Source organism: Duganella vulcania (assembly GCF_009857655.1).
Taxonomy (GTDB): Bacteria; Pseudomonadota; Gammaproteobacteria; order Burkholderiales; family Burkholderiaceae_D; genus Rugamonas; species Rugamonas vulcania.
In genome coordinates, this window is the sequence record NZ_WWCX01000023.1 from 1 (window position 1) to 21024 (window position 21024).

Consider the following 21024-nt stretch of genomic DNA (forward strand, 5'->3'; position numbering starts at 1 on the left):
GGCTGCGGCGGGCGCCAGCGCCACCGGCCCACCGGCGGCAGCGCGAACGGGATGCCGCGATACACCTCCAGGCCCCCCTCCCTGCGCCCAGCCAGCGCGCCCTCCGCCGTCAGCACCGGCGCCGCCAGCACGCAGCCCCACGCCGGCAACAGCAAGGCCAGGCACCATCTCAAAACGATTTTCATCATGTCCGCTCCCAAGCGATTAGTCAGCGGCCAGTGTGGCTTGCCAACGCCGCCCGGGCCAGACCGGCTGGTCACTTTTCCTCACGGCCCATCCCATTTCCGCCGGCGGCGAACGCTGCTAGAATCGTCCGCATGACGATTTCCGCCCATCCCGCCCCGTCCCCGGCACGCTGGTCCGCCTGGCTGCTGCCACACGCCTGGGTGGCGCTGTACTGGCTGGCCTTCCTGCTGGTGCTCGAACCCGGCAACATCCAGCGCGCCAGCCAGGCCGGCCAGGTCCTCAGCCTGCCGCATGAAACGATCCGCATCCTGGTGGCGTCCCTGCTGGGCGCGACGGTCACCTCGGCGGTGCAGGCGCTGGCCGGACGATTCCCGCTGCATGGTCCGGGACGCGGGCGCCATCTGCTGATACACGCGGCCGGCGCCGCCGGCCTGGCGCTGGCGCTGGTGCTGGCCTCCTGCCTGCTGGCGGCATGGGTGTTCGCAGGCCGCTGGCTGCCCTCCTGGGATGAAATCCGGGACCAACTGGTGGGCAATTTCACGCTGCTGATGTTTGCGCTGGCCGCGCTGATCGCGCTGGTGCACGCGAACCTGCAGCGCAAGGCGCCGGCCGTATCGCCCGTCCGGCCCGAAGCGCCGGCGCCCGTTCGCCAGCTGCCCGCGCTGACCCACGTGGAAGTCAAACGGCGCGGCCAGCTCATCTCGCTGCCGCTGTCCGAGGTGGACTGGATCGAATCGCAGGGCAATTACGTGGCGCTGCACGTCGGCCAGGAACAGCACCTGCTGCGCGACACCGTGTCGCGCTTCGCGGAACGGCTCGACAGCCGCCGGTTCCTGCGCATCCACCGTGGCGTGATCGTTGCGGTGGACCGCGTCCGCGCAGTCGAACCGCTGACCAACAGCGACACGCTGCTGCACTTGACACGCGGCGGCCCGCTGCGCGCCAGCCGCAGCTACGCCGCCGCCGTCCGGGCACTCGCCGCCCAATTATGTCGTGAGCCGGTCATAAAAAAGAATTAGCATAACTGCATTCTAATTTAACAATGGAGCAGTCATGCGCATCCCTACCCTGCTGGCCCTGGCGCTGAGCGTCGCCGTACTCGCCCCGGCCCACGCCGCCGGCAACTGGACGCTCGCCGGCGTCGACAACTTCTACATGCACACGCCGGCGCCCGATTCCTTTACCGGCCTGTATCGCAGCCAGGGCATGGCCACCGACGGCAAGCAATGGTTCTTCTCGTGGCAGTACGGCCTGGAACGCGCCAACGACAACTTCGATTCCCTGCAGCGCAATTCCTCGCTGACGCTGGCGGGCGGACTCACCCCCGGCATCCCGGCCGCGCTGATGGCGCAGGGCCTGAACCACATCGGCGACATCGATTACCACAACGGCATCATCTACGCCTCGCTCGACTCCACGGCCGGCTACACCAAGCCGCACGTGGCGCTGTTCAACGCCTCGGACCTGAGCTACACCGGCAAGACCTATGCGCTGGGCGGCACGCCGGCCAACCCGAGCAAGGACCTGGCCAGCTGGGTCGCGGTGGACGCCAGGCGCGGCGTCGGCTACGGCAAGGAATGGCAGAACGGGAACACCATCAACGTCTACAACCTGGACGACTGGAGCTTCAGCCACACGATCACGCTGGCCGCGCCGCTGTCGCGCATCCAGGGCGCGAAGGTGGTCGGCGACTGGCTGTACATGGCCTCGGACAACGACACCCAATCGATCTACCGCAGCAACCTGCTGACCGGCGCGGTGGAGGAAGTGCTGCGATTGCCGCAGCCTTTGGGCGACCTTGAAATGGAAGGACTGGCGCTGCGCGAAGGCGCCAACGGCGCGCTGGACATGTACATCGAACAGGTGGTCGACCCGGACCGCAGCAATCAGTCGCTGACCAATCCCAACCTGCACCTGGCGCTGTACCACTATCAGCTGGCGCCGGTGCCGGAACCGGCCACGTATGCGATGCTGCTGGCCGGCGCCGGCCTGCTGGCCATGCGCCGCCGGCGCGCGCGCAAGGTTTAAGCGAACAACTCCCGCCCCAGCTGCCGGCCGCTATCGGTCAGCAGCACGGTGCCGGCGACGCCGCCCTCCTCCAGCCGCACCTCGACCCAGCCGGCATCGGCCAGCAGCGTCAATTGGCGCCGCAGCACCGACATCGGACGCTCCGATTGCTTGCTCAATTTGGCGAGCGTGCATGGCTTGTCCGGCCACTCCGCGTTGATGCGCCACAGCGCCTCCAGCACGCCCACCAGCGCGGCCATTACCTCTTCATCCATACGACACACCCTTCAAGCGCGAGCGCGCAATTCTGCACTATACTCCGCTCAACAAGATTGACTGGACCAAGGCATGCAGAAGACAAAACCCGAAGGACGCATCGAACCCTATCAACACGCGGCCGCCGGCTGGGGCGCGGTGAAGCAGGTGGCGATCAACCTGGTACGCGAGAAGGTCGCCGGCGGCAATTACAAGACGCTGCTCAAGCAAAACCAGCCGGACGGTTTCGATTGTCCCGGCTGCGCCTGGCCGGACCGCGAACACGCCTCCACCTTCGAATTTTGCGAGAACGGCGTCAAGGCCGTGGCGGCCGAAGCCACCAGCAAGCGCGTACGCCCCGACTTCTTCGCCGCCCACACGGTCACCGAACTGCTGGCGCAATCCGACTACCAGCTCGAACAGCACGGCCGCCTGACCGACCCGATGGTCTACGACAGCGCCAGCGACAAATACCTGCCCATCGCGTGGGACGACGCCTTCGCGCTCATCGCCCGCCACCTGAAAGCGCTGCCCGATCCGAACCAGGCCACGTTCTACGTCTCCGGCCGCACCGGCAACGAGGCGGCCTTCCTGTTCCAGCTGTTCGTGCGCATGTACGGCACCAACAACTTCCCCGACTGCTCCAACATGTGCCACGAGCCGACCAGCCGCGGCCTGCCGGGCACCGTCGGCACCGGCAAGGGCACGGTGACGCTGGAGGACTTCGAGCACGCCGACACGCTGCTGATCTTCGGCCAGAACCCGGCCACCAACCACCCGCGCATGCTGGGCGAGCTGCGCGACTGCGCCAGGCGCGGCGCCACCATCGTCTCCATCAACCCGTTGCGCGAGCGCGGGCTTGAGCGGTTCACCAGCCCATCGCATCCGATGGAGATGCTGACCAACGCCAGCACGGAGATCAGCAGCATGTTCGTGCAGCCCAAGCTGGGCGGCGACTTCGCGCTGATCAAGGCCATCGCCAAGCGCCTGGTGGAACGCGACGACGCGGCGCTGGCCGCCGGCCAGGCCAGCCTGCTGGACCGCGACTTCATCGCCGCCCACACCAGCGGCTACGAGGCCTTCGAGCAGGACCTGCGCGCCCAGGACTGGGACCAGCTGCTGGCCGAATCGGGCGTGCCGCGCGCGCAGGTCGAGGCGCTGGCGGAGGTCTACATCAAGGGCAAGCGGGTGATCAGCACCTGGGGCATGGGCCTGACCCAGCACAAGGGCGCGGTGGCGACGATCCAGATGCTGTCCAACCTGATGATGATGCGCGGGAATATCGGCCGCCTCGGCGCCGGCCTGTGCCCGGTGCGCGGCCACTCCAACGTGCAGGGCGACCGCACCATGGGCATCGAGGAGAAGCCCACCAAGGCCTTCCTCGACCGCATGCGGAAGGTGTTCGCGTTCGAGCCGCCGCGCGCGCACGGCTACGACACGGTGGAAAGCATCCAGGCCATGTTGGACGGGAAGGTGAAAGTCTTCTTCGGCATGGGCGGCAACTTCGCCATGGCCACGCCGGACACGCCGCTGACCTTCGACGCGCTGCGCGCCTGCGACCTGACGGTGCACGTGGCCACCAAGCTCAATCGCAGCCATCTGGTGCACGGCAAGGACGCGCTGATCCTGCCGACGCTGGGCCGCACCGAGATCGACATGCAGGCCGGCGTGCCGCAGGGCGTGACGGTGGAGGATTCCATGAGCATGGTCCACCTGTCCTACGGCATGAACCAGCCGGCCTCGGACAACCTGCTGTCCGAGACCATGATCACCGCCCGCATGGCGCACGCCACGCTGGGCAGCGGCAAGGTGGACTGGCTCGCGTTGGGCAGCGACTACGCCCGCATCCGCGACGCCATCGAGCAGGTGTTCGACGACTTCCACGACTTCAACGCGCGCGTGGCCAGGCCGGGCGGCTTCCACCTGCGGGTGGCCTCGCGCGAGCGCGAATGGCGCACCGCCAGCGGCAAGGCGCAGTTCCTGCCGCACGCGGTCGACACCGACACGCCGATCCACCGCGCCCGCGCGCTGCACGGCGAGCGCTTGATGACGCTGATGACGGCCCGCTCGCACGATCAGTACAACACCACCATCTACGGCATGGACGACCGCTATCGCGGCGTGTTCGGCCTGCGCCGCGTCGTGTTCATCAACCGCGCCGACCTGGAGCTGCTGGGCATGCGCAACGGCCAGTGGGTGGATATCGTCAGCGTGTGGGACGACGGCGTGGAGCGCCGCGCCGAACGCTTCCTGCTGGTGGAATACGACATCCCGCGCGGCTGCCTGGGGTCCTACTTCCCCGAGACGAACGGCCTGGTCCCGCTGCACAGCACCGCCGACGGCGCCGGCACGCCGACCTCGAAATCGATCCCGGTGCTGCTGCACCTGTCGGCCGAGCAGTCGTCGGCGGAATAACAACAGCGGCCCACAACGCCCCCAACGCGGTAGAATTGACCCTTGCTTTGAGGGAAATAACGATACCGCGGCCCCGCCGCCATCCTGAGCCAACATTTCGGGAAGGGGAATTGCTTGAAGTTGTCTACGCTATGGGGACTGGCTTTCAGTCTGCTGCTGAATGCACCCGTGCTGGCCGCCGCGCCAGCGACGCTGCGCTTCGCCACGGAAGAGTGGCCGCCGTTCTTCAGCGCCGCTCTGCCAGGCAATGGCCTCACCGGCACCTTGCTGGAGGCGGTCCTGCAGCGCATGGACGCCACCGCCAGGATCGACTACTTCCCCTGGAAGCGCGCCATGCAAGTGGGCTTGAACGACCACCGCTACGCCGGCGCGCTGGCCATGTTCCGCACCCCTGAACGCGAAAAGCTGTGCCATTTTTCCAGCGCCGTCGGCAGCCGCCAGACGGTGCTCGCCTACCTGAAGGACGAACCGGTGGCGGCCGCCCGGCTGGAGGATTTGCGCGGTGTCCGCATCGGCACCGTGGCCGGCTATTCGAACGGCGAAGCCTTCGACGCGCTGGTCCATTCCGGCCTGCTGACCGTGGACGAAGGCCTCAACAACGAAATGAACCTGCGCAAGCTGCTGCACCGGCGCTTCAGCGCGGTGGTGGTGGAAAAACGCATGCTGCGCTACACGCTGGCCGGCGGCGGCTACACGCAGGCGGAACGCGAGCGCATCGTCATCGCAGAGAATCTGTTCCCGGAGCGGTCCGTGCACGTCTGCTTCCAGCGCACCGAGGAAGGCCTGAAGCGCCAGCGCGCCTTCGACGAGGCGGCGCGCGAGGTCGACCTGGCCCGCATCGAGCGCGATTACTGGCGCACCATCGGCCAGACCGCCCGGCTGCCGCCGCCGCGCCAGTGAGGCGCCGGCCTAGAACGTCGTGTTGAGCGCCACATACGCCGCGCGGCCATCGCCCGGCGAATGGCGCGTCCGGTCGTTGATCCACACGTATTCGTAGTAGCGGTTGGCCAGGTTCTTCAGCTGCAGCTCCAGCGCCATGCTGGCGCCGAGCCGGTAGCTTGCGCTGGCGTTGAGCAGCACATAGCCGCCGAACTGGCCGCCGGTGTTGGCCGAGGTGAGGTAGTAGCCGGACTGGCCGTTGCCCCAGGCCGACAGCTTGAGCGCCGGCGTGGCCTGCCAATCGGCGCCGGCCGAGTAGACATGGCGCGGCACATGGTCGATGGTCTTGCCGATGGTGGACGGCGCGGCCGGATCCGGCTTGACGATGGTCGCGTCCTGCAGCGACCAGGCCAGCCAGGCATTGGCGCCCCGCGCGGGCCGCAGGTTGAGCTGGACGTCGACGCCCTGGCGGCGCGTTTCGCCGACGTTGTCGACATCCCCACTGGGATCGTTCAGGCGGCGCTTGACCTCCCCCGAGGCGCGCTGGCGCCACAACGCGACGCGGCCGTCCAGCCACGCCGCCGGCGTGAGTTTGACGCCGGACTCCCAGCCATCGTTGATCGACGGGCGCAACACCGTCGGCGTGGACTGGAAGGCCGCAGCGCCGCTGCCGACCTGGAAACTGCGGCCCCAGTTGGCGTACACGCTGGCGCCCGGCGCCGCCGCGTAGGCGATGCTGAATTTCGGCTGCCGGATCACGCCATAATCCCGAATGGGATAAGCCACGCCCTTGGACGGATCGTTGAAATCGCCGTCGATCTTGTCGATCCTGAAGCCGGGCACGATCTTCAACGCGTCGACCGGCTTGATCACCGCCTGCACGTAGCCGCCCAAGGTGTCGAAGGTGAAGTGGTGGTCGCGCGTGGCCTTCACGCGGACCTCGTCGATGGTGCTGTAGCGGGGACTGCGGTCGCGCTGGTGCTCGGCGCCGACGCCGCCCTCGATGACGACGCTTTTGAAGCCGTCCAATAGCGCCAGGCGCGGGCGATAGGTCAAGGTGCCGAGGAAGCCGGCATGCGTCTCGACATAGACGCGCTCCTGCTGCGGATCCGTGGTGGTGAAACGCAGCCAGCGCTGGTCCTGTATCCGGTTCAGATAAACGCGGGTGGACAGCGACAGTTGCGAATGGAGTTCGGCGTCCAGGTGCAGGCCGAGTTGGGTGAGCTGGCGGTTGCCGCCGTCCGACTGCGCGTACGGGTAGGATGCGGTCGGGTCGCTGCGCGCATCGGCGGCAGTCAGGTAGCCGGGTTCCTGCGAAGTGGCCTCCGCGCGGCGCGCGCTCAGGCCCACGCGCAGGCGGCCGTCGTCCGTGGTGTAGAACCATTTGCCGGCCACGACCAGGTTGCTGCCGCGCGCGTGGTCGCGGTAGCCGCCGCTGCCCTGGTAGCCGAACACATAATTCTGCGACCAGTTACCCTCCTCCACGCCCTTCACCAGCTGGAGCTGGCTGGTATCGAAGCTGCCGTAGCTCAGCCTCGCCTCGCCGTCGTTGCCGCCGGCGCGCGTGATCAGGTTGACGTTTCCGGCGATGTTATGCAGGCCATAACGCGGGTCGTTGGTGCCGCGTACGACTTCGATGCGCTGCAGTTCCAGCGGCAGGATCGCGCCGATCAACGGCATGCCGCCGGCGTTGTCATTGGACGGAATGCCGTCGACGAGCAGCTTGACGGCGTTCACCTCGCCCTCGCCATTGAAGCCGCGGAACGACAGCTTGCCGGACTCGTTCCCCTGCCGGAAAGGCGTGACCATGACGCCGGGCGCCCGCGCGAACAGCTCCCACGCGCTCTTGACCTGCTGGTCGCGCAGCAGGCCCTCGCCCAGGATGTCGACGGAACTGAGCACACTGCGAGTAGGCAGCACACCGCCCTTGCTGGCGCTGATTTCAACCCGGCCCAATATCAGCGATGAATCGCCGTCTGGCGCATCCTGCGCGCAGGCCGGCGAACAGCAGGCCAATCCCGCCAGCGTGAGCGCGACGGCGCCCGGCGTGCTTGCGATGATCGTTTTCATGGCGTGGCTCCGGGCAGGTTTCCGTTCAGCGCTTAGCTGTATTCGACGCAGCCGTCCTGGCGGCAGAAGCTCACCAGCTTGACGCCCGCTTCGACGGCGACATCGATCGCCAGCGTGCTGGGGGCGGAGATGGTCGCCAGCATCGGGATGTGCATGCGCGCCGCCTTGCGCACCAGCTCATAACTGGCGCGGCTGGACATGAAGACGAAACCACGCCGCATGTCCACGCCTTCGCGCGCCAGGTGGCCGATCAGCTTATCGAGCGCGTTGTGGCGGCCCACGTCCTCGCACACGCGCAGCACCGCGCCGGCGGGGTCGCACCATGCGGCGGCGTGCACCCCGCCGGTGGCCTGCATCAGCTCCTGGTGCTTGCCCAGCTCCGCCGCCGCGCGGGCGATGGCGGGCGGCAGCGTGTACGCATCGTGCAGCGCCGCCGCGTCGATGGGCGCGGGCTGCAGATCGAGCAGCTCCAGGCTCTCGACGCCGCACACGCCGCAACCGCTGCGGCCCGCCATCGAGCGGCGCTGCTGCTTGAGCTGCATGAATTCTTCCTGGGCGATGGTGAGGGCGACCTCGAAGCTGCGCGCATGTTCGCGCAGTTCGATATCGAATACGTCGGCGGCCTTGCCGACCAGCCCCTCAGTGAGCGCGAAGCCTAGCGCGAACGCTTCCAGCTCGCGCGGGGTGACCATCATGACGGCATGCGAGATGCCATTGAAGACCAGCGCCACCGGCATTTCCTCGGCGACGCGGTCGGTGCCGCGAGCGGCGTCCTGCGGCGCGGCGCCGCGCCGGCGCAGCACGGAGCGCTCCTGCAATCCAGATCGTTCCGTCTCTGTCTCAAACTTCATCCCTGCCCCGCTGAATAAGCACAACGGCTTATTCTACACGGGGCGGCAACACATCACGCGGCCAGTGGTTCGCCGGCCACGCCGTAGTGGCGTGCGTAGCGGCCGTCCAGGTTCGCCAGCGGCAGCAGCAGGAACAGGTCGGCGCTTTCGAAATCAGGATCCCATGCCGGTTCGCCGCAGATCCAGGCGCCCGAACGCACGTAGCCCTTCAACAGCGGCGGCACTTGCGGCTTCTGCGCGGCTTCCAGTTTCGAGAACGGGAACGGCAGGTGCGGGGTAACGCGGTACTCGGACGGCGCCAGGTGGGCGCCGACCAGCGACTGGTAGACGGCGACCGCATTATGCCCGCCATCGGCCAGGCTGATGCTGGCGCAGCCGGCCAGGTAGTCGCAGTTCTCGCGGCGCATGTATTCGGCCAGGCCGGACCACAGCAGCATGATGACGCTGCCGCCACGGTAGTCGGGATGGATGCAGGCGCGGCCCGCTTCCACCATGCGGCCACGCAGGTTGTTCAGGCGGCCCAGGTCGAACTCGCCCTCGGAGTAGACGCGGCCCAGCTTGCGGGCACGCGCGGCGCTCAGCAAGCGGTAGGTGCCCACCACCTTGAGCGAGCTCGAATCACGCACGATCAGGTGATCGCAGTGTTCGTCGAATTCGTCGCTATCCAGGCCATCCTCGCGGACCAGCGAACTCAATCCCATCGTTTCGATGAACACCTTGTAGCGCAAACGCTGAACCTCGCGCAGCTCTTCCGGTGTGCTTGCCATACTGAGTACCAGCTTACCGGACGCTGCTCGGACGTCGGCTTGTATGATCGAAGTTTGCATGCTTCATCCTTTCTGTGGGGAACGAAGCAAGCGTAACGGTCGAATACTTCAGGAAAATGACATCGTGGTGTCAGTTCCGTGACATGGGCCGAAGTGTTGTTTTTTATTTAGTCTTTTTTTGGACGGCCGGTTTTCAGTTGCGGCAGGCCGGACAACACATTTTGCAGCGTGGCAAGGTCGATCTGGCTGATCAGGGCGACGCCGATGCGCAGCAATTCGCTCTTTTTGATCTCAAAACCGGCTTTCAGGCAGGCTTTCTTGACCTGGCCGAGCACCGCGTATTCCGCTTCCGGCATGGTGAAGCTGTCGCGCACCAGCTTTTCCTTGCGGACTTTGTCCTTGGCTGCGTCCACCGGGGCCGATTTGACGACTGCGGCTTTCGGCGCGGCCTTGACGGCTGCTTTAGGAGCTGGCTTGGCGGCGGCCTTAGGTGCAGCCTTGGCTGCGGCTTTAGGGGCTGCCTTAGGTGCTGCTTTAGGCGCTGCCTTAGGTGCAGCCTTAGGCGCCGCCTTGACGGCTGGCTTGGCGGCGGCCTTCGGTGCGGCTTTCGCGGCGGCCGGCTTGGCTGCCACGGGCTTCACGGCGGCCTTGGCCACCGGCTTGGCTGCAGCCTTGGCGGCTGGTTTCACGGCCGGCTTCTTCGGCAGCGCAGGGGCTTTCCCATTCAGGAGGCCATTGACGGTTTTGTTCATACCAACTCCATTTTTATTCAACAATATAAACAATATATATCATTTATGATGTTTTTGCTTGTTTTAGCGCAAATGCAAGGCAACGCGGGCAAACAAAACATCGGGGTTTACGGGCTTGCGCAGGAAATCCACGGCCCCCAGGCTGAGTCCCATGGCCTCGTCCTCGGCCAGGCTCTTGGCGGTCAGGAACAGCACCGGTATGGCGCTGCTGTGGGGGTCGGCCTTCAGGCGGCGGCAGGTCTCGAAGCCGTCCATGTCCGGCATCATGACATCGAGCAGGATCAGGTCCACCGGCGAGGCGGCGACGATCTGCAGCGCCGTCGCGCCGCTGGTGGCGACCTTGGTGTTGTACTTGTCCTTCAACAGATTGGCCAGCAGCGTGATGTTGTCCGGCGTGTCGTCGACAATCAGTATCGTCGGACGGTTGGCTTTGACGTTCATGGTTTCTCCTGTTCCTGTGCGACCGCCGCCAGCAGCTTGCCGGCGGCCTCGAATTCATAGTGCGCCATGTGATTGCCCAGGCGGGTCATCGCCGCCGCCGGCAGCAGCGTCGCCAGCGAGGCGCGCACGCTGCCGAAATAATCCACGCTGTCGCCGCTGAACTCCGCCAGCAATGCGCGCAGCTCGGCCAGCGCCTGGCGCGCGTCGACGATGCCCGGTTCCGCGCGCGGCGGCACCGGCGGCAGCGCCTTCATCGACAATCCCAGCCAGCGCGACAGCGCGCCATACAGGCGCTGAGGATCGACCGGCTTGGTGATGTAGTCCTGCATGCCCTCGTCCATGCACCGCGCCTGCACGCCGGCCAGCGCGTGCGAGGTCACGGCGATCACCGGCAGCTCGTTGAAGCGGCTGTCCTGGCGCAGCAGGCGCGTGGCTTCGTGGCCGTCCATCAGCGGCATGCCCAGGTCCATCAGCACCAGGTCATACACGTCCGGGCCGGCGGCCTGCAGCAGGTCCAGCGCCTCGCGGCCGTTGCCCGCCACGTCGACCACGATGCCCTGCAGCTCCAGCAGCTCCACCATCACATCCTGGTTGTCGGCGCTATCCTCGGCCAGCAGCACGCGCGCCGCGCGGCGCGGCGACGCCAGCAAGGTCAGGTCGCCCACCGGCCCCTGATGCACGGCCGCCTGCACCGACACCGCCGCCGCGTCGGACAGCGCGAACCGCAGCTCGAAATGGAAGGTCGACCCGAAGTCCGGCTCACTCTCGACGTCGATGCGCCCGCCCATCAGCCGCACCAGCTGCTGCGAAATCGACAGGCCCAGGCCGGTGCCCCCGTAGTGCCGCGTGGTCGAGCCGTTGGCCTGGCTGAAGGCGCGGAACAGCTTGGCCTTCTGCTGCTGCGTCATGCCGATGCCGGTGTCGCGCACCGAAAAACGCAGCGTGGCCTGGCCGTCCGGCGCGCTCTCCGCGCCCGGCTCGCAGCGCAGTTCCAGCTCGCCCTCGGCGGTGAACTTGACCGCGTTGTTGACCAGGTTGACCAGCACCTGCCCCAATCGCAGCGGATCGCCCACCAGGTAGCGCGGCACGCCGGGCGCGGTCGTGACCAGGTAGCGCAGGCGCTTGTCCTCGGCGCGCTGCGCGGTCACGCTGGAGACGTGGGCCAGCACGTCCTCCAGCGCGAACGGGATGGCTTCCACGTCCAGCCGCCCCGCCTCGATCTTGGAGAAATCCAGGATGTCGTTGATGATACCCAGCAGCGACAAGGCGGCGCGGTGGATCTTGCTGATGTAGTCGAACTGCTTGGGCGTCATCTCGGTGCGCAGCGCCAGGTAGGCCATGCCGATCACGGCGCTCATCGGCGTGCGGATCTCGTGGCTCATATTGGCCAGGAACTCGGACTTGGCGATGTTGGCCGCCTCCGCCGCGATATTGGCGTTGACCAGTTTCTGTTCGCGCTCGCGGCGGTCGCTGATGTCGCGGATGAAGGCGCAGAACTCGACGTTGTCCGGTCCTTCCGACCTGACGTGGGTGATCGCCAGCTCGATCGGGAACTCGCTGCCGTCGCGGCGCAGCGCCGCCACCTCGATGCGCGTGTCGAGCACTTTTGCCGGGCCGTTGCCGGCCATGTAGCGCTGGATGCCGCGCCGGTGGTCGTAGCGGTAGCGCGACGGGATAATGGTCTGGTCCAGCGCCAGTCCCAGCGCCTCCTCGCGGCTCCAGCCGAAGATGCGCTCGGCCTGCGCGTTCCAGCCGACGATGCGGCCGGCCAGGTCCATGCGCACCACCGCGTCAAGCGCCGTGTCCAGGATGGCCTGCAGCTTGGCCTGGCTGTCGCCCAGCTGCCGCAGGGAGGTGGTCACTTCCCGTGTGCGGGCGGCGATGCGCAATTCCAGGTCGCTGTTCAACTCGCGCAGCTCGGATTCGGCATCGCGCAGGCGGGTCAGCGTGTCGCGGAAGCGCAGCACGGCGCCGGACAGCCGGCCCACCTGGTCTTCGCGGTCGATGCCGGACAGCTTGATGTCGGTCTCGCCGCGCGTCAGTTTCTCAAGGCCGGCCTGGATGTCCGCGAACGGCCGCGCGGCGCGCCGGCCCACCACGAAGATCGACAGCACGATGCCCAGCGCCAGCAGCAGGTTGGCCGCCACCGTGTTGAAAAGCTGGCGCCGCAGGTCCTGGTCGATCTGCTGGCGCGAGAAGGCCAGCTCGATCGAGCCGACCGCATAGCTGCGCCGCACGTCGGTGAAGCTGATATCGCGCCGCACCTTGATCGCGGCCACCGGCTCGCGCAGCGGCGAGACGTAGCTGGCCAGCTCCGCGCCGTTGGGCGCCAGCACCCGCAGCACCAGCACTTCCGGCGTGGCGCCGGAGGCGTCGACCACGCTGGAGACGGCCGCGCTGTTGATGTCGAACAGCGGCCGCGCCAGCGCCTGCGACAGCACCGCCGCCAGCCGCTCGGCGCGTTCGCGCAGGTTCTGTTCGGCCTCGCTCTTGAGCGTCTGCAGCACGTAGGTGGTGTAGATGGCGGTCGACAGCGTCACCGAGACGAAGATGCCGAACCCCAGCCGCAGCAGGATGTTGCGGCGCCACGCGCTGCGCAGGCGCGCCAGCGGGCCGCCGCTCAACGCAGGGCCCCGCGTATCAATGGCGCACTCCCTCGGCCGCTTCCAGCTTGCGGTAGGCCGCGCTGTTGCGGGCTTCCTCGATCGCGCGCCAGATGCGCTCCGCCAGCTGCGGGCGCGACGCCACCATGCCGTGCGACAGGATCAGGAAGTACGGTTTTTCGATGATGGGGATCGGCAGTTCCTCCAGCTGCGGCGCCAGCGGGCCGTGCATCAAGCCGTTGGCGTCGCTGCCGCCGATGGCCGCCGCCGCCACGCGCCCGGCGATCAGCTTGCGCGCCAGCTCGTCGGCGCGCTGGCTGCCCTCGTCCACCTCGACGTTCTGTGCGCGCAGCACGTCGCCCACCGAGTATCCGAGCTGGAAACCGATGGCGCCATCGAGGTTGTGGAAGCTCTTGCCGTCCCATTCCACCTTGCTGCCTTTTCGGCGCACCACCATGTAGCTATCAATATGCATGCGTTTGCTGGCGTCGATCTGCTGGCCGCCGGGATATTCGCCCAGCTCGCGCCGGTCCGGCTTGTAGCTGACCGCGAAGGCGCCGTCGACGGTGTTGGATTTGAGCTCGGCCAGGCAGCGCTTCCACGGGACGGCCTGGTAATCGAAGCGGATGTCGAGCTGCTGCTCGACCATCTTCAGCAGCGCGAAATTGAGGCCGCCGCCCTGCCTGGAGCGCCACGGCAGCACGTCCTGCTGCTCGAAGCACAGGGCGACCGTCTCCTTGCCGCCGGCCGCATGGGCCGTGGGCGACAGCAACGACAGCGCCAACAGCGCGCCGGCGCAGCTGCGATGTATGCCGTCCTTACTCATAGACCTCCCTGGCGATCAACCGATAGTGCGTATGCTGAAGTCTAACCCAACTTCATCCCACTGCTCCTGCTCCTTCTCCAGCCAGTACGACAGGGTCGGATGGTCGCCTATCCATTCGCGGCGGATTTCCAGCTCGATGCGGTTCTTCATGCGCAGCTTGATCAGGGTGAAGTCGATGTCCAGCCGCGAGTGCATGAACAGCACCGCCAGCCGCAGCGCCACCACCGCCTTGGTGAAATCCGGCTCCGCCAGCGCATCGACCACCTTGCGCAGGTTGCCCTTGTGGGCCGCGATCAGGCGGGCCATGGTCTTCTGCTCGCGCGAGGTGAAGCCCGGCAGGTCGGCGTTCTCGATCATGTAGGCGGCGTGCTTGTGGTAGCCGGTGTGCGACACCACCATGCCCATCTCGTGCAGCAGCGCGCTCCAGTACAAATGGCGCGTGTACTGGTCGCTGGACGGCTTGGTCTGCGCGTACAGGGCCAGCGCGTCGTCGGCCACGCGGTTGGCGCGCCGTTCGTCGCAATGGAACTTGAGCAGGCAGGCCTTCACCGATTGCTCGCGGCGGTCACGCTTGGTCGAACGCAGGTGCAGGTCCCACATCACGCCCATGCGCAGGCCCGCCTCGATCGGCTGCACCACCGGGATATCGAGCTCGCGCACCAGGCCGATCAGGATCGCCAGGCCGCCGATGATGGTGGCGGCGCGGTCGGGACGCAGGCCGGCCATCTCGATCCTGCTGACATGGCCGAATTCGATGAAGCGCTGTTTGAGGGCGCTGAGGGTTTCGGCGTTGACCTCGCGGCCGATGCCGTTCTTGACGATGATGTCGGCGATGGTGCGGGCGGTGCCGGACGAGCCGTAGCACTGCTTCCAGAACTGCGGATGGTAAGGCGGCGCGGCGTCCTCGAAATGGCTGCGCGCCGACAGGATGGCCGCCTCGAACGACGGCGCGTCGACCCGGCCGCCGATGAAGAACGACAGGCTCTGCTTGACCGTGCCGACGCTGAACGATTCGACCTGCTCGATCTCCTGGCCGCGCCCCAGTATCAGTTCGGTGGAGCCGCCGCCGATGTCGATCACCAGCCGGCGTTCGCCCGGCAGCGCCAGCGCGTTGGCCACGCCCATGTAGATCAGGCGCCCCTCCTCCTCGCCGGAGATGATCTCGATCGGGTAGCCGATGGCCAGTTCGGCCTCGGGCAGGAAGGCGGCGGAGTTGCGCGCCACGCGCATGGCCGATGTGGCCACCACGCGCACGCCATCGAGGCGGTAGGCGGCCAGCACGGCGCGGAAGTTCTTCAGGCAGGCCAGCGCGGTCTGCATGGCGGCGGGGGTCAGGTTGCCTTGTTCGTCCAACCCCGCGGCCAGGCGGATCGGCTCGCGCACGGATTTCAGCACGCGGATCGCCTCCCCGTCATGCTTGCCGATGTGGAGGCGAAAACTGTTGGAACCCAGATCTACTGCTGCGTACATATTTGGAAGCCTCTCTCGGCACACGGCAACGAAGGCTCGCGGGTGAATCAAACTAAACGATTTACATGATTATAATCACGATAAGCGCAGTTTGTTACCGGCTGATGACAGGGGTGTGGCTATTCAGGCCGTCAGCGTGCCCGCCTGCGCCTCGGCCACGCGGTTGCGGCCCGCCAGCTTGGCTGCCTGCAGCGCCTCGTCGGCGCGCTTGAACAGGCTGACGGTGGTGTCGTCGGCGCGGACGATCGTCACGCCCAGGCTGGCGGTCATGTTGATGACGGCCTTCCCGGCCTTGACCGGCAGCGCGGCGACCGCGTTGCGGATACGCTCGGCCACCATCAGCGCGTCCTCCTGCGAGGTGCGCGGCAGCTGGATGGCGAATTCGGCGCCGCCCAGGCGGCCCATCAAATCGCTGTCGCGCAGCTGCTTCTTGCAGACGTCGACCATGGCCTTGAGCACCTGGTCGCCCACCGGATGGCCATAGCTGTCGTTGACGCGCTTGAAGTGATCGAGGTTGAGGATGATCAGCGCGGTCGGCAAGCCGGGACGGCGCGCCAGCGCGATCCACGGCGTCAGCGTCTGGTAGAAGCCGCGCCGGTTGGGCACATCGGTCAGCGCGTCCACCACCTCCAGCCGGGCCAGTTCGGCCAGTTGCTGCTCGCGGCCCAGCAGCAGGTAGGCGAAGGCGCTATTGATCATCATCAGGTACAGCGCGGCGATGCCCACACCCTGGACGATGGCCGGGCTGACCCAGCCCCAGCCCTCCGGCACCAGCAGCGTCAGCAGGCCGCGCGCCATCACGGCCAGCGCCAGCAACAGCGAGGACAGCACCAGGTAGCGCCGCAGCAGCGTGCCCGCGCTCCAGCCCCGGCCCAGCGCGGCGGCGCCGGCGATGGTGAACAAGCCGATCGCCAGCGAGCCGATGGCGATGCGGCCGGCGGGCGGCAGTTCCAGCAGCCAGGCGCCGGAGAACATGCCGGTGGCCGCGCCCAGCGCCGGCAGCAGGTAGCGCCGCCACACACGGCGGCCGGCCTGCTCCCACAAGGCGGAGGCGTCCAGCGCGAAGCCGGCGAACAGCACGCCGTTGGCGATCGGGATGGTCAGGAAGTCCGGCAGCGTGCCGCGCAGGTACAGCAGGGCCCAGGCCACGGCCTGGCACTGCTTGGCCATGCCCCAGGTGGAACTGGCCGGCGCCAGGCCGGCGCGGCGGCGCTCCTGCTCATAAAAGAACAGCGCCGCGCACAGGCTCAGATTGCCCAGCGCCAGCGCCAGTACCAGGGTTTTTATATCCATGACCTGCGGCGGGTCAGACCTCGTGCTCGACGTTGGTGCTGCCGTCGCCCATCTTGCTGGCCCAGGCCTGGGCGAAGTAGGCTTTCTCGTCCTCGGTCGGCGCGTCGTGCCAGAACACGATCAGCGTGCCCTTGTGGTCGTGCAGCTGGCTGACTTTCTCGATAAAGGCCTGCTTGCCGGCCATGTCGGCCAGCGCCACCACGTAGCCATAGACGCGGGTCAGGCGCTCCAGGCGGTCTGGCTCGGTGAAACTGTTGGTGGCGGTCAGCGTAGGGTGGTCTAAAAACATCGTCTCGTTCTCCATGGGGGCCGCCGGAAGGGGCTGGCCTGTGCTATCGCCAATGTACCTACAATTGTTGCTTCTGTAAATGCAATGTGGCTTACTGGCCGGCATGCTACTATAAAACGCCCCCGTAAATCCACAATACGCCCCTTGACCCAGTCTTCCCACCGGCCGCAAGTGCACACGCGCGGCGACAAACGTTCGCTGGAATTCCAGCCCGGCATGATCCAGAGCGAGATGCGGCTGTCGCGGCCGGACGACCTGGTGCTCAGCTATGCGCGCGCCATGATGTGCTTCGTGCTGTTCCACCCCAGGCCCGAGCACATCGTCATGGTCGGGCTGGGCGGCGGTTCGCTGGCCAAGTTCTGTTACCGCTACCTGCCGCACAGCCGCATCACCGTGCTGGAGTTGCGCGCCGACGTGATCGCGCTGCGCGAGCAGTTCGCCATCCCGCGCGACAACGCCCGCTTCCGCATCATCCAGGCCGACGCGGCCGCCTACATGGCCACGCTCGGCGGCGCGGCCGACGTGCTGCTGGTGGACGGCTTCGACGCCGACGGCCTGCCGCCGGCGCTGGGCAGCGCCAGCTTCTACGCCGACTGCCGGCGCGCGCTGCGGCCCGGCGGTGTGATGGTGGCCAATATCTTCAGCTACGATCCGCAGTACGGGGCCATGCTGCGGCGCCTGCGCGAAACCTTCCAGGGCCGCATCTGCTGGTTCCGTGGCATCGCCGGCAACAACCGCATCCTGTTCGCGGTCAAGGGCGGCAAGCCGTCGCCGGCGCTGGCCATGCAGCGGAAGGTGGCGCGCAGCCACGGCCTGGGCTTCGCCCTGCTGAACCGCCTGCTGGCGCACTGGATCGTGCTGCGGTTGCGCTGGAACCAGGCGAAGACCGGGACCGGCTAGCCCGAAAGCGTGGCTTGCATAAGACAATCCGGAGGCCAATGACTGTCCCAAGGGCATGAGATATGCCACACTAGACTTGTCCGCCAGCCCCGCCGTCTTCATACTGAAAGCGCCGCATGTCGCTGTTTTCCAAGTCGCCGCCGATCTCGCTGGCCGCCATGCTGACGCTGGTCACCGGGCTGGCCGTGACCGGCATGCTGTTCGTGGCCGTCAGCGCGCTGGAATACGGCAAGATGGAGCTCGGCTTCCAGCAGCGGGCCCAGGCGCGCGCGTCCGCCATACGCAGCGGCCTGGACGACACGCTGGAGCTGGTCACCATCATCAACGACCTGTTCAAGTCGGTGGGTCCGGTCAGCCGCGAGCAGTTCGGCGACTTCACCCGGCCGCTGCTGGCGCGCTATCCTTTTGTGCAAGCTTTCAATTTCCACCGCGTGCTGACCGACGAGCAGGCCCGCCGCCACGCGGCCGCGCTGCGCGAGCGCTACCCCGGCTACACCATGTTCGACAGCGGCCGCTTGCCGCTGTCGCCACGGCCCCGGCACGCCATCGTCGACTATCTGGAACCGATGCAGGGCAACGAGGCCGCGTTCGGGCTGGACGTGATGTCGCTGGGGCCGATGTCCAACACCGTCAACCAGGCGGTGGCGGCCGGCACCACGCTGGCCACGCCGCTGCTGCGGCTGGTGCAGGAACGGGACAACCAGAAAGGCTTCGTGCTACTGATGCCGGTCTACCGGCCCGGCGCCCAGACCGCCACCGCCGAACAGCGGCGCGAAGCGTGGATCGGCAACACCGGCGCCGTCATCCGCTCCACCGACTTGATCCACAAGATCCTGCACGGCGCCGACCTGCTGGACGACAGCTCGCTGGTGGTGCGGGTGTACGTCGGCGACGATGTCCGGCCGGACAACTTGATCTACAGCCTGGGCCAGCCGGTCGGCCAGTCGGTGGCGGCCAAACCGCTGCAGCGCTGGCTGGCGTTCGACTACCACGACGTCTACACCCGCACCTTCAGCGCGGCCGGCAAGGCCTGGCACGTGCAGGTGACGCCGCTGCCGCGCCCCTTCCTGGCCAGCCACCTGGGATCGCTGTCCACGCTGCTGGGCGGCCTGTTGTTCTCGCTGCTGACGGCGGCCTTCGTCAACTCGCTGGCGCGGCGCTCGGTGCGGGTGCAGCGGCTGGTGGACGAGCGCACCCGCGCGCTCCAGCTCAGCAACGAGCGCCTGAACGACGACGTCGCCGCCCGCAAGCGCACCGAGCAGGCACTGCAGGAAAGCGAGCTGCGCTTCCGCCGCCTGCTGGCGCTGTCATCGGACTGGTACTGGGAGCAGGACGAACAGTTCCGCTTCACCAGCATCACCGGCGGCTTCTTCGACAAGGGCAAGCAGGACCCGGACCACTTCATGGGCAAGACGCGCTGGGAACACCATCCCGAGATGCGGCAGGCGCGCTGGGGCCAGGACCACATCGCGCTGCTGCAAGCCCACCTGCCCTTCCTCAATTTCGAATACGCGCTGACCGGCACCGACGGCCAGCAGCACTGGTTCAGCATCAGCGGCGAGCCCCTGTTCGACCAGGATGGCGTGTTCAAGGGCTATCGCGGCACCGGCACCGACATCACCGAGCGCAAGCAGTCCGAGCAGCGCATCCACCACATCGCCCACCACGACGTGCTGACCGGCCTGCCCAACCGCGTGCTGCTGCAGGACCGGCTGACGCAGGCGGCCGCCTTCGCCAACCGCAGCGGCAACCCGCTGTGGGTCATGCTGATCGACCTGGACCGCTTCAAGTTCGTCAACGACAGCCTGGGCCACAAGGCCGGCGACCTGCTGCTCAAGACCGTGGCCCAGCGCCTGCAGGACAGCGTGCGCGAAAGCGACACCGTGGCGCGGCTGTCCGGCGACGAGTTCGTCGCCATCCTGACCGAATACCCGGACGAGGCGCTGTCGCTGGACGTCACGCAGCGCATCATGCGGGCGGTGGCGCAGCCGGTGCTGCTGGAGGGGAAGGAGTTCTTCGTCACCTGCTCGATCGGCGTGGCGGTGTACGACCCGGACGGCACGCCGGCGCAGCGCCTGATCGAGCATGCCGACATCGCCATGTACCGCGCCAAGAAGCTGGGCCGCAACAACACGCAGTTCTACCAGCCGGCCATGAACGAGGAAGCGCTGGAGCGGGTCCGCATCGAGACCGCGCTGCGCAGCGCGCTGGAGCGGGACGAGTTCGTGCTGCACTACCAGCCGCAGGTGGACCTGGGCAGCGGCCGCATCGTCGGCATGGAGGCGCTGATACGCTGGCGCCATCCCGAGCTGGGCATGGTGGCGCCCGACCGCTTCATCGGGCTGGCCGAGGAGACCGGGCTGATCGTGCCGATCGGCGCCTGGGTGCTGCGGGCCGCGTGCATGCAGGCCAAGGCATGGCAGGATGCGGGGTTTGGGCCGTTGCGGATCGCGGTCAACCTGTCGCCGCGCCAGTTCGGCGAGCCGAACCTGCTGGCTTCGATCGCCGAGGTGCTGGAGCAGACCGGCCTGCCCCCGTCCTGCCTGGATATCGAGCTGACCGAGGGCTTGTTCATGAGCGATGTGGCGCTGGCGGTGGAGCTGCTGCACAAGTTGAAGGCGCTGGGGCTGGCGTTGTCGATCGACGATTTCGGCACCGGGTATTCGAGCTTTTCCTACCTGCGCAGGTTCCCGATCGACGTGCTGAAGATAGACCGCTCCTTCGTCAGCGACATCGGCGACGGCGACGAGGCGGCCATCGTGGTATCCATCATCGCCTTGGCGCACAACCTCAAGCTGCGCGTGATCGCCGAGGGCGTGGAGACCGCCGCGCAACTGGACTACCTGCGGCTGCACGGCTGCGACGAGATCCAGGGCTACTACTTCAGCCAGCCGGTGCCGGCCGAGGCCTTCGGGCAGATGCTGGCGGAGGGCAGGAATCTGCTGGCGATGGGCTGCGAAAATCCGATTAATGTTATCAAATCACATCGAGGAAGTTCTTCGAAGCCCTCTTAACCTAGT

18 protein-coding genes are annotated in these 21024 nt (G+C 67.1%); 6 read left to right on the forward strand and 12 right to left on the reverse strand.

The genetic code is table 11. The annotated features are described in order from the left end of the window. On the reverse strand, window positions 1-188 hold a 188-nt coding region (locus tag GTP90_RS15040; RefSeq protein ID WP_161084316.1), incomplete at its 3' end, for a carboxylesterase family protein. Between the two features lie 129 nt (window positions 189-317). Between GTP90_RS15040 and GTP90_RS15045 the strand changes: the two genes are divergently transcribed. Then, window positions 318-1205 carry a LytR/AlgR family response regulator transcription factor gene (locus GTP90_RS15045; RefSeq protein ID WP_161084317.1) on the forward strand — a complete coding sequence of 296 codons (888 nt, stop codon included), beginning with the start codon at window positions 318-320 and terminating at the stop codon, window positions 1203-1205. Between the two features lie 34 nt (window positions 1206-1239). Beyond that, entirely contained in the window at window positions 1240-2214 is a 975-nt protein-coding gene (locus GTP90_RS15050) for a PEP-CTERM sorting domain-containing protein (RefSeq protein WP_161084318.1), read from the forward strand. On the opposite strand, the gene GTP90_RS15055 is transcribed toward GTP90_RS15050, so the two are convergent. Then, the gene (locus GTP90_RS15055) at window positions 2211-2468 is read right to left on the reverse strand and encodes an ArsR family transcriptional regulator (protein ID WP_117009780.1); all 258 of its coding nucleotides are present in this window, start codon (window positions 2466-2468) and stop codon (window positions 2211-2213) included. The genes GTP90_RS15050 and GTP90_RS15055 overlap by 4 nt on opposite strands. Before the next feature lie 73 nt (window positions 2469-2541). On the opposite strand from GTP90_RS15055, the gene GTP90_RS15060 reads away from it, so the two are divergent. After that, a complete protein-coding gene (locus GTP90_RS15060) occupies window positions 2542-4863 on the forward strand; it encodes an FdhF/YdeP family oxidoreductase (protein ID WP_161084319.1) in 2322 nt (773 codons plus the stop codon). Between the two features lie 114 nt (window positions 4864-4977). Next, window positions 4978-5763 (forward strand): substrate-binding periplasmic protein, encoded by a 786-nt coding sequence (locus GTP90_RS15065; RefSeq protein WP_254451873.1) that lies wholly within the window; start codon window positions 4978-4980, stop codon window positions 5761-5763. Between the two features lie 9 nt (window positions 5764-5772). On the opposite strand, the gene GTP90_RS15070 is transcribed toward GTP90_RS15065, so the two are convergent. The 10 genes from GTP90_RS15070 to GTP90_RS15115 all read right to left on the reverse strand — a co-directional run bounded on the left by GTP90_RS15070 (window position 5773) and on the right by GTP90_RS15115 (window position 17104). Then, window positions 5773-7812 carry a TonB-dependent receptor gene (locus tag GTP90_RS15070; protein ID WP_161084320.1) on the reverse strand — a complete coding sequence of 680 codons (2040 nt, stop codon included), beginning with the start codon at window positions 7810-7812 and terminating at the stop codon, window positions 5773-5775. A 32-nt stretch (window positions 7813-7844) separates the two neighbouring features. Beyond that, complete coding sequence (fdhD, locus tag GTP90_RS15075; RefSeq protein ID WP_175048097.1) at window positions 7845-8663, reverse strand: formate dehydrogenase accessory sulfurtransferase FdhD; 819 nt, start codon at window positions 8661-8663, stop codon at window positions 7845-7847. Window positions 8664-8716: 53 nt separating this feature from the next. Continuing rightward, entirely contained in the window at window positions 8717-9490 is a 774-nt protein-coding gene (locus tag GTP90_RS15080; protein ID WP_161084321.1) for a GNAT family N-acetyltransferase, read from the reverse strand. Window positions 9491-9597: 107 nt separating this feature from the next. Then, complete coding sequence (locus GTP90_RS15085) at window positions 9598-10182, reverse strand: hypothetical protein (RefSeq protein WP_161084322.1); 585 nt, start codon at window positions 10180-10182, stop codon at window positions 9598-9600. 63 nt (window positions 10183-10245) lie between these two features. Beyond that, window positions 10246-10623: a response regulator gene (locus GTP90_RS15090; protein WP_161084323.1), complete on the reverse strand. Its 378-nt coding sequence runs from the start codon at window positions 10621-10623 to the stop codon at window positions 10246-10248. After that, window positions 10620-13247: an ATP-binding protein gene (locus tag GTP90_RS15095; RefSeq protein ID WP_254451874.1), complete on the reverse strand. Its 2628-nt coding sequence runs from the start codon at window positions 13245-13247 to the stop codon at window positions 10620-10622. Before GTP90_RS15095 ends, GTP90_RS15090 begins: the two co-directional genes overlap by 4 nt. 16 nt (window positions 13248-13263) lie before the next feature. After that, entirely contained in the window at window positions 13264-14052 is a 789-nt protein-coding gene (locus tag GTP90_RS15100; RefSeq protein WP_161084324.1) for a substrate-binding periplasmic protein, read from the reverse strand. Window positions 14053-14067: 15 nt separating this feature from the next. Beyond that, complete coding sequence (locus GTP90_RS15105) at window positions 14068-15522, reverse strand: Ppx/GppA phosphatase family protein (protein WP_161084325.1); 1455 nt, start codon at window positions 15520-15522, stop codon at window positions 14068-14070. A gap of 123 nt (window positions 15523-15645) precedes the next feature. Next, window positions 15646-16815, reverse strand: a complete 1170-nt coding sequence (locus GTP90_RS15110; protein WP_161084326.1) for a GGDEF domain-containing protein — start codon at window positions 16813-16815, stop codon at window positions 15646-15648. A gap of 13 nt (window positions 16816-16828) precedes the next feature. Then, a complete protein-coding gene (locus tag GTP90_RS15115) occupies window positions 16829-17104 on the reverse strand; it encodes a hypothetical protein (RefSeq protein ID WP_028819676.1) in 276 nt (91 codons plus the stop codon). A gap of 144 nt (window positions 17105-17248) precedes the next feature. Here GTP90_RS15115 and GTP90_RS15120 point away from each other — a divergent pair, with 144 nt between their 5' ends. Then, window positions 17249-18004: a spermine/spermidine synthase domain-containing protein gene (locus tag GTP90_RS15120; protein WP_175048098.1), complete on the forward strand. Its 756-nt coding sequence runs from the start codon at window positions 17249-17251 to the stop codon at window positions 18002-18004. 116 nt (window positions 18005-18120) lie between these two features. Further along, window positions 18121-21018, forward strand: coding sequence for a bifunctional diguanylate cyclase/phosphodiesterase (locus tag GTP90_RS15125; protein WP_254451875.1), 2898 nt, complete (start codon window positions 18121-18123; stop codon window positions 21016-21018). Window positions 21019-21024: the final 6 nt, after the last annotated feature.